Below are 11575 nucleotides of genomic sequence, written 5' to 3'. Positions count from 1 at the left end.
CTTCCACCATCTGCTGGTGGTGGATGAATATAAACTCGAAGGCGTGTTATCGGAGCGCGACTTGCTGCGTGCCATCAGCCCTAATTTGGGCAGCAGCGCCGAAACCGCCAAGGATCTCGAGACTCTACAAAAACGTGTCCATCAGGTGATGACCCGCAATCCGATAACCGTTGCACCACACGTCACGCTCGATGCCGCGACTCACACCCTGCTGGAACACAATATTGGCTGTTTGCCCGTGCTCGATAATGGCGATTTGGTCGGGATTGTGACTTGGAAGGATTTACTGCGAGCCTATTGTGAACACAATGAGGTCAATGAAAGCGAGTGCTAACGGCACTCGCTTTCGACTTTATAGAGTAATACCAATCGTATCAAATATCTGTTCATTCAGCGGGAGTTAAACGGGCTTTAGACAAGGCGAAGGCTTGAAGGCATAGTGGTGCTCTGTCGAAAGCCTTAAACGCAGTATAAAGCATGTTCAACCCCGCCCTTCGGAAGCCTCACAGGCATCTCACTCCCGTGTTACATTGACTTAAAAGGGAATAACCATTTCTTCGTCAATGCGCCTTGGATTGAGATGCCTGTGAGGCTCTGAACTGATTAGATATTTAATGTGGTTGGTATAAAAAACTAGATTGCCCAGCCGCCCATATAGAAGGCCACAAGGCCCAGCGTAATGGCGAGCACGCCTAACTTAAGCTGACGGATTTCACCGCTAAAAATGCGGCCAATCACTAAGGTCACAAAGCCAAGCATAATACCGGTCACAATGTTACAGCTGAGGATGATGAATACGGCGCAGGTTAAGCCCGCCATCGCATCGACCTTGTCGTTAAAGTCCAGCTTAGTCACATTGCTGAGCATCAATAGCCCCACATACATCAGCGCAGGCGCCGTCGCATAGGCAGGCACTAAATAGCTGAGCGGCGCTAAAAACACCATCAGCAGGAATAATCCGCCCACTATGGTCGCCGTTAAGCCAGTCTTACCGCCCGCCGCAGTACCCGCCGCAGATTCGATATACACGGCCGCAGGTGCGCCACCAACCATACCCGCAAACATGCTGCTGACAGAATCCGAGGTCAGCGCCTTACCACCACCGACGATATTATCGTCTTTATCCAGCAGATTGGCTTGCCCCGCCACCGCGCGGATGGTGCCCGTGGCATCAAAAATCGCCGTCATCACCAGCGCCAGCACAATCGGCAATACCACAGGATTCAAGGCGCCCATAATATCCATTTGACCAATCAGCGAGTGCTCAGAGGTAAAATCAGGCACGGCGAAGAAGCCTTGGAATGTCACGCTTGGATCAAACACTAAACCAAACAGGGATAGGCCGATAATCACCAGTAAAATCCCGCCGGGTACGCCGCGACGCTCTAAGCCGATAGTGGCCGCTAAGCCTAGGACGGTGGCGATAACGGGCAGGCTGTTAATGTCGCCTAACTTCACTGGCAGACCCGCGTCGTTGGCCACAATCAACTGCACACTGTTAGTGGCAATTAAGAGTAAAAACAAGCCAATACCGATACCTGTACCATGGGCAATCCCCTTGGGTAGGTTAGCCAGCACCCATTGACGCACACCCGTAACACTCACAACGGTAAAAATCACACCCATCCAAAAGATGGCGCCTAAGGTCACAGGGATACTCATGCCCTGACCTAACACCAAGCCGAAGGCGGTAAAGGCGGTGAGTGAAATCGCACAACCAATAGCCATGGGTAGATTCGCCCAGAGTCCCATCAGCAGTGAGCCAAAGGAGGCAATTAAACAGGTGGCGACGAACACGGCGCCGGGATCGAATCCGGCTTTGCCTAACATATTGGGTACCACAATCACTGAGTACACCATAGCAAGGAAGGTGGTTAACCCTGCAATCACTTCTTGGCGAACTGTGCTACCGCGTTGTTGAATTGAAAAATAACGGTCCAGAAACGAACCTGAGGGTACGGCTGTTGAACTCAATTGCTCAGACATATCTTGTTATACCTTGTGATCTCTTAAAATAGGGTCGATACCAATTGGCTTAACCATTGGCGACGCTGGCTGCGGCAGATTAGAGCCCCAAATCCAATGACTTGGGTGAGAGATCCACATCATTCTCCTACATCGGGAAAAATCCATGATCTGCAAGCAGTGACGCTTTGCATCGTTAAAATGGCTTCAACGACACAAACGCAGCCTTTGTTGGGCGCGGATAATACTGTAAACGCCGCCAGATAGCTAAGACCTCGCCTGCACTTCAGTAAATAATTAGCGAAAAAATTCAAAATCAGTGTTTAAAAAAACGCCTAAACCGCACAACAAACTGCCGAGTTAGATCACAGAAATTAGATTAACTCTCTGTCAGTAAAACAAAAACTCATCGGCTTTTTAAAATTTTCATAATTTTTCATATATTGTCAAAGCCCATTCATCCCAGCAGGCAAGTCCATTCACATCTCCCCTTTATAGTGCTCCCATCAAAAATCGCTTTCGAACGGAGCTCTTCCCAATGACAAAGCCCACCATGCAAACATCGGATAAGTCCTCACGCAGCAATGAGTTAAAGGCGCTGGGATTCATCATTTTCATACTCTTTCCCGCACTGACTGTCGCGGGGATCAGTCTCTACGGTTTCATCATTTGGATGATCCAAGCCTTCGGCGGCGTTGTCGGCCACTAATTTACTGATACTTTGAGGACGCTATTATGAAGTGGTTAACCAACCTCTGGCGCACACTAAACAAACCCACAAAAGCTCTCACCTTAGGCGCTGTCAGCATCAGTGCTTTTATCATGGGCATCATCTTCTGGGGCGGATTTAACACCGCACTGGAAGCGACCAACACCGAAGCCTTCTGTATCAGCTGCCACAGTATGGAGAGCAAGCCTTACCAAGAATTGCAGGAAACTGTGCATTGGTCGAATCACTCTGGCGTGCGCGCCACCTGCCCCGACTGTCACGTGCCCCACAACTGGAGCCGTAAGATTGCCCGTAAGATGGAAGCTTCCCACGATGTCTGGGGCTGGTTATTCAATACGGTCAACACCCCTGAAAAATTTGAAGCTAAACGCCTCGAAATGGCGAGCCGAGAATGGAAACGTTTCGATCGCGACAATTCTCTGGCCTGTAAAAACTGCCATAACTACAACTCGATGAAGTGGGAAAGCATGTCACCACTGGCGCAAAAACAAATGAAACGCGCCGCCGAAATCGACCAAAGCTGTATCGATTGCCACAAAGGCATTGCCCACCATTTACCAGAAATGGGCACGGCCCGCGCACCCGAACTCATCGCCGAAGTGGGCGCTGGCGTCAGCTCAGTCGAAACCAACCAAACCTACTACAGCGCCCTGACTAAGCCACTGTTCTTTAGTGAAAAAGGTGACGTTGAAGCCGGTACCTTAAACGTGGCCACTAAAGTCAAAGTGCTCGAAACCCAAGGTAAGCGCATCAAAATTGGTATCGATGGCTGGCGTAAGAAAATCGGCGCAGGCCGCGTGATCTACATGGACTTTGGCGTAAACATTCTGTCGGCGCAGTTAAGCAAAGATGCAGCTGAAACCGAAGGTGTTATCCAAACCTTTGAAGAGAAAGAAGACCCAATGACAGGTCTAAAATGGCAACGAGTAGAGGCCCAAATCTGGACCGATAAGGATTACCTGCTGACCGAGCTGCAACCACTCTGGGGCTATGCCCGCGACACGTTCCGCTCAAGCTGTAGTGTGTGCCACACCCAGCCAGATGAAGCGCATTTTGACGCCAATACCTGGCCTGGCATGTTCCAAGGGATGTTGGCCTTCGTGAATATGGACCAAGACACCCAAGCGCTGGTGCAGAAATACCTGCAGGAACATTCGTCAACCTTCGTGAAAAAAGAGCACTAATTCGGGAGTAATACCATGAACAGAAGAGACTTTTTAAAAGGCTTAGCCTCAACCTCTTTCGTTGCTTTAGGTGGCAGCTCAGTATTAGCGCCCTTAAATGCGCTGGCGAATACTGGCCTGAATGAAGACGAATGGCTGACCACGGGCTCACACTTTGGCGCCTTTAAAATCAAGCGTAAAAACGGTGTGATTGCCGAGGTCAAAGCCTTCGATTTAGATAAATATCCAACGGATATGATTAACGGTATCCGCGGTATGGTCTATAACCCATCCCGCGTGCGTTACCCTATGGTTCGCTTAGACTTTTTACTGAAAGGCCATAAGAGCAATACCCAGCAACGGGGAGATTTCCGCTTCGTTCGCGTGACCTGGGATAAAGCATTAAAACTGTTTAAACACTCACTCGATGAAGTCCAAACCAAGTACGGTCCATCGGGCTTACACGCCGGGCAAACTGGCTGGCGCGCAACCGGGCAACTGCATTCCAGCACCAGCCATATGCAGCGTGCGGTGGGGATGCATGGCAACTATGTGAAGAAAATCGGTGACTACTCCACCGGTGCCGGCCAAACCATTCTGCCCTATGTGTTAGGTTCAACCGAAGTGTACGCCCAAGGCACCTCTTGGCCGCTGATCTTAGAAAACAGCAACACTATCGTGCTGTGGTCGAACGATCCTTACAAAAACCTGCAAGTGGGTTGGAACGCCGAAACCCATGAGGCCTTCGCTTACCTCGCGCAGCTAAAAGAGAAGGTCAAACAGGGCAAGATCCGCGTGATCAGTATCGACCCAGTCGTCACCAAAACTCAGGCTTACCTTGGCTGTGAACAGTTGTATGTGAACCCACAGACTGACGTGACGCTGATGCTAGCCATCGCCCATGAGATGATCACCCAAAAGCTTTACGATGATAAATTCATCCAAGGCTACAGCTTAGGCTTCGAAGAGTTTGTTCCTTACGTGATGGGCACTAAAGACGGTATCGCCAAAACGCCAGAGTGGGCAGCGCCAATCTGTGGGGTTGAGCCACACATCATCCGCGATCTGGCGAAAACCTTAGTTAAGGGACGCACCCAAATCATGATGGGTTGGTGTATTCAGCGCCAACAACACGGTGAACAACCTTACTGGATGGCCGCAGTCCTCGCCACCATGATAGGTCAAATCGGCTTACCCGGCGGCGGCATCAGCTATGGTCACCACTACTCCAGTATTGGTGTGCCTGCAACAAATGCGGCGGCGCCAGGCGCCTTCCCACGTAACTTAGACGAGAACCAAAAACCCCTGTTCGACAGCACCGACTTTAAAGGCGCGAGCAGCACTATTCCCGTCGCCCGTTGGATTGATGCGATTCTCGAACCCGGCAAAACCATTGATGCCAACGGTTCGAAAGTGGTGTATCCCGATATTAAGATGATGATTTTCTCGGGTAATAACCCTTGGAACCACCATCAAGACCGTAACCGCATGAAGCAAGCCTTCCATAAGTTGGAATGCGTGGTCACTATCGATGTGAACTGGACGGCGACTTGCCGCTTCTCCGACATAGTGCTTCCCGCCTGTACCACCTATGAGCGCAACGATATCGACGTATACGGCGCATATGCTAACCGCGGTATTTTGGCGATGCAGAAGATGGTGGAGCCGCTGTTTGAGAGTTTGTCAGACTTTGAAATCTTCACTCGCTTTGCCGCACTGATGGGTAAAGAGAAAGAATACACCCGCAATATGAGCGAAATGGAGTGGATTGAAACCCTCTATAACGAGTGTAAAGCCGCGAACGCGGGTAAGTATGAGATGCCAGATTTTGCCACCTTCTGGAAGCAAGGTTATGTGCACTTTGGTGATGGCGAGCTGTGGACACGCCACGCCGACTTTAGAAACGATCCTGAAATCAATCCACTAGGCACGCCTTCTGGCTTGATTGAAATCTTCTGCCGTAAGATTGAACAGTTCGGTTATGACGACTGCCAAGGCCATCCAATTTGGATGGAAAAAGCCGAGCGTAGCCATGGTGGCCCGGGTTCGGACAAATATCCTGTGTGGCTACAGTCTTGCCATCCGGATAAACGTCTGCACTCACAGATGTGTGAGTCGAAGGAATACCGCGAAACTTACACAGTTAACGGCCGCGAACCCATCTACATCAGCCCTGTTGATGCCAAAGCGCGCGGCATTAAAGATGGTGATTTAGTGCGCGTCTTTAACGACCGTGGCCAACTGTTAGCGGGCGCCGTGGTATCGGATCGCTTCCCTAAAGGTGTAGTGCGAATTCATGAAGGCGCATGGTATGGCCCAGTGGGTAAAGATGGCAGCGTCGAAGGTGGCGCCGAAATCGGTGCCCTGTGTAGCTATGGCGACCCGAATACTCTGACCTTAGACATTGGCACATCGAAGTTGGCTCAAGCCTGCTCAGCCTATACTTGTCTGGTCGAGTTTGAGAAATACCAAGGCAAAGTCCCTAAGGTCAGCTCCTTCGATGGTCCTATCGAAGTCGAAATCTAACCGAGCCCACAAGGCGATGCGCCTAGTCAACTAGGCGCATTCCACTGTTAATCTTGAGGAACATGCGATGAGCAACGTCGATATCAATCATGCCAGAGCCTTAGTGTATCAGCTGCTGTCTTCTCTGTTTGCCCGAGAAATTGATGAGCAGCGCCTTAAGCAACTCACCAGTGAGCAAGCGCAGCAATTCTGGACACAACTGGGTTATGCACCCGAGTTTAGTGCGCCAGTCGCCAGCATACAGAAGGTACTGAATGGCTTAACGAGCGATGAAGCCTTGCTCGAACTTGCCGCCGATTACTGCGGGTTATTCCTCGTTGGCACAAAGCACAGCGCCTCGCCCTATGCCAGCCTGTACTTAAGTCGCGAGGAAGAACCCTTGCTGTTTGGGCAGCAGCATCAACAAATGAGCGAGTTTTTACACCAGAGCCAACTGCAAGTGCAGAGTCACTTCCCAGAGCCTGCCGATCACTTAGCCGTGATCCTCGCCTATATGGGACACTTAGCTTGCCACAGTGAAGATGCAGCCCAGTTAAGCTTCCTAAATGCTTGTATAGACTCTTGGTTATCCAAGTTTGTCGCCAAGGTCGTTGAGTGCGATAGCAAGCACAGAAATGGCTTTTACAGCGCTCTCGCCACACTCACCCTAGCTTGGGTGCAGCAAGATAAACAGCAGTTAGAACAGGCAATGCATTGATCGCCATAAGCCTAAAGCCCGAGTAGCGTTAAACCTGAGTAGCGTTAAACGTGAGTAGCGTTAAACGTGAGTCGCATTAAGACTCAAAGTAATAACTCATGTCTCGTCCTAGAATAAGTTAACGAAATGCGGCTCCCATGGGAGCCGCTTTTTTATCCCTCGATTTGCATTGATTAGGCAGAAATAAGTGTTGTTTATGTACTCCTCTGGACGACTCACTCCTACTTGTTGCTATGCCTTCACTGTGCTCATTTTTTTGCAGCTAACTCTTTGTTTCTAATATTTTTCTGCTAATCCTGTATTGCAAGCCAGTGCTCAAGCGCTGTTATCGACGCCTGCCAGCAGGCGGTTAATTCAGTCACCGCTTTGCTATCCAATGCATTTTCCCCTGTGGTGTTGAGTGTTTTCTCCCACTGCTGACAACACTGTGTCAGTGCTTTTAGCCCCATGCTGGCACTGCTGCCCTTAAGCGCGTGCAATAGTTTTGCGCCCTCGCTGATATGCTCCATCGCGGTTAGCCCAGACAGCCGCTCAATTTGCTCGGCACTGGAGGTTCGATAGAGCGCCAACATATCACTCACGGCTTTCACGCCTAAGACCTCAAGATCTTGCTGTAACTGGTTAAGATCTAAAAAAGTTTCAGCTTGATGGTTATGGCTGGTAGGTTCAGCATTATTCGGCGATTGAAGCGATTGTGCCGAGTGCGGCGATGACTCACCTAGTGAAGCAGGCATTGAAACTGACACACGCGCAACGCCTAACCATTCTGTCAGGGTTTGCAAGCTCAAGGGTTTAGCTAACACAGTATCAAACCCCGCCTCTCGATACAGGCTAAGATCCTCCGTCTGCATCTGCGCGGTAAAGGCGGCAAATTTCACATTATCATTGGCGAATAACGCCTTTAGCTGTGGTAGTAATGCTAGCCCTGAACCATCACTCAGCTGAATATCGAGCATCACGGCATCGAATATCTTATCGCCACTCACATGCGCTAGCGCCTGCTGACAACTAACGGCCAAGCTTGAACTATGACCTAAATGCGCCAAAAATCCCTGCGCGACCATGGCATTGACCTTGTTGTCTTCAATCACTAACACCCGCTGGGGATTAACCCGCTTTTGCTCCTGAGTTTGCGTATCTAATGCCTTATCACACTGGGTAAAGCTCAGCTCAAAACCAAATTCGCTGCCCTCGCCAGGCTCGCTCTTGACCCAAATCCCCGGCCCCTCGTCATCCATCAGCTCAACCAACTGTTTGCAGATGGCAAGCCCCAAGCCAGTGCCACGGCTTCGCCCCTGATTGGGTAATACGCAGTAAGGCATAAATAATTGCTCGCGCACCTCGGGGGCAATCCCCACGCCGGTATCGGCCACCACAAAGGCCAACTTATCGCCTCGTACGCTGACATTGAGACTCACGCCGCCTTCGGGGGTGAATTTAATGCCGTTACCAATCAAGTTAAACAGCACTTGCCTCAGCTTAGGGCCATCAATATGGATACATGCGGGTAACTGGGGACGATTCAGCCTTAGGCTCAATCCCGCCAAATTGGCGCCCGCCACCATAATCGCCAGCACTTCATCGAGCAGGGCGTTGATATCCGTTGGCCGCGGCTCATTGGTTAAATTGCCCTGCTCGAGGCGGGAGAAATCGAGAATATCGCTCAGCACGGTTTGCAGCAACGTGCCGCTGTATTGCGACAGCGCGAGCATCTGTTGCTGCGCGGGCGGTAATTGACTATGGCCGAGCAGGGTGAGCGTCCCGAGTAAGCCGTTGAGCGGGGTGCGAATCTCATGGCTCATGGTCGCTAGGAATTGGGATTTTGCCTGGCTCGCCTCCTCGGCAACGATTCTTGCCTTAGCGTGGCCTTTAGCCTCCGCATCGAGGCGCAGGTTAGCTTCGGCCAATTCCTGCGTGCGCGTGGCCACGGTTTGTTCGAGGGCCTTTTTATGCTCGGTCAGCTCATCGGCCACCTGGCGTAAATCCGTCTGTAATTTCAGGTTATGGGCGGTTTTTCGCTTAAATGCGTCGATGGCATTGGCCATGGCGGTTAACTCATCGTCGCCGTGGGCATCTAGGCTCACATTGGTATCCCCCAAACTTAAGCGTGACATGGCTTCGGTCGCCTGATTTAACCTCAGGGCAATACCGCGATAGATCACCCGATAAACCACCACAGCCATGATAACCAACATTAATATGCCCGTGCCCCACAGCCCCAAGCGGGCGTAAGACAACTGCATTAAATAATCGCTACGCGCCAGCTCCGCCCTTTGCTGCTGTTGATTGAGCGCACTGTCCACCAGCGTGTTGAGACTATAGAGTTTTTCCGCCAATTCCTGCTGCTGCCGCTGTTGTCGCTGCAGACTTTGGCTCAGTTCTCGCTGTAATTTAATGATTTTGGGCGTATGAAGAAGGATTGCCAGCTCCGCCTTTAGGGCATTGAGCCTACCGGGGTCGCGTATCAGCTCTACCACAGTGGTGAGCGCCATTAAATCGATGCCAACCTCAGCAGTTGGCGCCTCGGTAGCTGCACTTGATGCCAGCTCGATTGCCGTCCCTTGCTCTTGATGAGCCTGCGCTGGTGGATGGGAAGGCGCTGTGCTGGCAAAGGTGGCCAATAAACGGGGAACACTTAATTGCAACTCGGACTGTAATTCTGAGACCTCAAATAACTGGCTGAGCAGCGCAATTTGATGCACCAACTTGAGTGCGCGGTTGAGCTGCTCTTGAACATCCAACTCACGCTCAATCACATCATCGAGTAATTGCCCACTGCGTTTATCCCCTGCTATGTCAGGGTAAGCCTGACTTAGTTTTGCCAAAATCGCCGAGTCGACTACCGCCAATTCGGATTGCAATAACTCAGAGGCATGGCCTGCGGCAACCGATAATTCGCGGGCCCTTAGCTGCAATTCATCGCCTAAGGTAATGCGCTGGCCAACACTTTGTCCTAGGAGGGTAAGTTGCTCAATAATTTGCCCTGCCAGTGTGGATAAATGATTATCCTCATTCACATCAAGGGTCAGTAACACTTTGATGCTATTTAACATAGTGGCACTTTCAAGGTTGAGCTTACGGCCGATAAACTCCCGCTGCCGCTCATCCTCGACTTGGCCTAACTGGGTCACACCATCGGATAGGGCATTAGACGCCTGCACTAATTGACGGGCGGCTTGAGAAGCGGGTAAGGATTCTTCATACAGGTAACTGTCAGCCTGCTTGAGCCAATGTAAACTCAGGCTACCTAAGCTAACCAGTAGCAACAGCAATACCCCAAGCACACCAAAGGCGAGCATGAGTCTGCCGGTTAAACTACTGCGCGATAAAGATAAAGGCGCCACGCTTGTTCCTTCTGTTACAATGTATTCGAGATAATCATTGTGGATGATACGGGACAATGGGAAAATTTTGGCAAGCTTTGCTCACACTCACCACTTTTGGCCTATTTTGTTCGCAGGCTGCCGATGCCAACAGCCAAACTTGGCGATTAGAGCAACGCCATCCCTTTAATGCCAAAATCCAGCAGGCGCAAGCCCTTGATTATTACCCTCTAACTAAAGCAAAACAAACTTGGCGCATTTGTGCCTTAGTGCCTCACCTTAAAGACGCCTATTGGATTGGCATCGACTACGGTCTGATCCAACAGGCAAAACGCCTCGGTGTATCGCTGGATCTGTTCGAAGCGGGCAGTTATTACCATCAAGATAAACAACTCGAGCAATTAAGCGCCTGTATGAAGGGAGATTACGACGCAGTTTTGCTCGGCGCAGTGAGCCCCAATCTACTCGAACAGTTTTCCGAGCCGCTAACCAAACCCGTGCTCGCCCTAGTGAATAAACTCAATTCTGAGCAAGTGCAGACCCATATCGGCGTTAACTGGTATCAAATGGGACTGAGCGCGGGCCATTTTATTAAGGCAGATGCCAAGGCACATACGCCAACCCAGCCGACCACCTTGGCCCTCTTAGCCGGCCCCGAAAACCTAGGCGGCACCGATTTAGTCGAGCAAGGGATTCGTCATGCGCTTGAAGGTAGCAATGTTAGCATCAGTGCGATTCAGCACGCCGATAACAATCGCAATCTCTACCGCGACCAATTACAGATACTGCTAAAAGCCCAGCGCCCCAACTATATTCTCGGCAGCGCGGTAGCGATTGAAGCCGCCGTCAGTACCCTCAAACAAAAACAGCTGACGCAAGATATCAAGCTGGTGAGCAGTTACTTATCCCCCGCGATTCTGCGCGGGCTGAAGCGACAAAAAGTGGTGTACAGCAATGATGACTTGGTCGTGTTACAGGGCAAACTCGCCATCGATGTCACGGTAAAACTGCTCGAAGGCGCCGCGCCATTTGGCGATATCGGTCCTGCCATAGTTGAGCGCACAACCTCAACAAATACCCTATCGGAACTTGGTTTTAGCCTTGCCGAAGCGGATTTTTATCCCCTGTATCAAGTGCGTCCCTGAGCATTAACTTAACGCCTAAGTTAGAG

General features: G+C 50.8%; 8 protein-coding genes. 6 read left to right on the top strand and 2 right to left on the bottom strand.

Annotated elements, in window-relative coordinates; genetic code table 11:
• Positions 1-334 (top strand): CBS domain-containing protein (locus ACK5NH_RS11640; protein WP_416920254.1); only part of this gene is annotated, 334 nt, incomplete at its 5' end.
• A gap of 299 nt (positions 335-633) precedes the next feature.
• On the opposite strand, the gene ACK5NH_RS11635 is transcribed toward ACK5NH_RS11640, so the two are convergent.
• Positions 634-1986: an NCS2 family permease gene (locus ACK5NH_RS11635; protein ID WP_416920252.1), complete on the bottom strand. Its 1353-nt coding sequence runs from the start codon at positions 1984-1986 to the stop codon at positions 634-636.
• A gap of 517 nt (positions 1987-2503) precedes the next feature.
• Here ACK5NH_RS11635 and torE point away from each other — a divergent pair.
• The 4 genes from torE (at position 2504) to torD (ending at position 7081) form a co-directional block, all read left to right on the top strand.
• Positions 2504-2674: a trimethylamine N-oxide reductase system protein TorE gene (gene torE / locus ACK5NH_RS11630; protein WP_011621844.1), complete on the top strand. Its 171-nt coding sequence runs from the start codon at positions 2504-2506 to the stop codon at positions 2672-2674.
• Between the two features lie 26 nt (positions 2675-2700).
• On the top strand, positions 2701-3879 hold the full coding sequence (gene torC / locus ACK5NH_RS11625; protein ID WP_011625513.1) for a pentaheme c-type cytochrome TorC: 1179 nt from the start codon (positions 2701-2703) through the stop codon (positions 3877-3879).
• A 15-nt stretch (positions 3880-3894) separates the two neighbouring features.
• The gene (gene torA, locus ACK5NH_RS11620; RefSeq protein ID WP_416920250.1) at positions 3895-6384 is read left to right on the top strand and encodes a trimethylamine-N-oxide reductase TorA; all 2490 of its coding nucleotides are present in this window, start codon (positions 3895-3897) and stop codon (positions 6382-6384) included.
• A gap of 67 nt (positions 6385-6451) precedes the next feature.
• Positions 6452-7081: a molecular chaperone TorD gene (gene torD / locus ACK5NH_RS11615; RefSeq protein WP_416920248.1), complete on the top strand. Its 630-nt coding sequence runs from the start codon at positions 6452-6454 to the stop codon at positions 7079-7081.
• Positions 7082-7371: 290 nt separating this feature from the next.
• Here torD and torS read toward each other — a convergent pair whose 3' ends face one another.
• On the bottom strand, positions 7372-10425 hold the full coding sequence (gene torS / locus ACK5NH_RS11610; protein ID WP_416920245.1) for a TMAO reductase system sensor histidine kinase/response regulator TorS: 3054 nt from the start codon (positions 10423-10425) through the stop codon (positions 7372-7374).
• 56 nt (positions 10426-10481) lie between these two features.
• Here torS and torT point away from each other — a divergent pair, with 56 nt between their 5' ends.
• Positions 10482-11549 carry a TMAO reductase system periplasmic protein TorT gene (gene torT, locus ACK5NH_RS11605; protein WP_416920243.1) on the top strand — a complete coding sequence of 356 codons (1068 nt, stop codon included), beginning with the start codon at positions 10482-10484 and terminating at the stop codon, positions 11547-11549.
• The last annotated feature ends 26 nt before the right edge of the window (positions 11550-11575 follow it).

Origin of the sequence: Shewanella sp. (assembly GCF_047975355.1) — a bacterium.
Taxonomy (GTDB): Bacteria; Pseudomonadota; Gammaproteobacteria; order Enterobacterales; family Shewanellaceae; genus Shewanella.
The sequence above is the reverse complement of the archived record's forward strand: the minus strand, read 5'-3'. Positions and strand labels throughout refer to the sequence as shown.

Excerpts from the sequence above, each read along its gene's own strand:
- torT (WP_416920243.1), top strand. The coding sequence starts at position 10,482 with ATGGGAAAATTTTGGCAAGCTTTGCTCACACTCACCACTTTTGGCCTA.
- torA (WP_416920250.1), top strand. The coding sequence starts at position 3,895 with ATGAACAGAAGAGACTTTTTAAAAGGCTTAGCCTCAACCTCTTTCGTT.
- torC (WP_011625513.1), top strand. The coding sequence starts at position 2,701 with ATGAAGTGGTTAACCAACCTCTGGCGCACACTAAACAAACCCACAAAA.
- torD (WP_416920248.1), top strand. The coding sequence starts at position 6,452 with ATGAGCAACGTCGATATCAATCATGCCAGAGCCTTAGTGTATCAGCTG.
- torE (WP_011621844.1), top strand. The coding sequence starts at position 2,504 with ATGACAAAGCCCACCATGCAAACATCGGATAAGTCCTCACGCAGCAAT.
- ACK5NH_RS11635 (WP_416920252.1), bottom strand. The coding sequence starts at position 1,986 with ATGTCTGAGCAATTGAGTTCAACAGCCGTACCCTCAGGTTCGTTTCTG.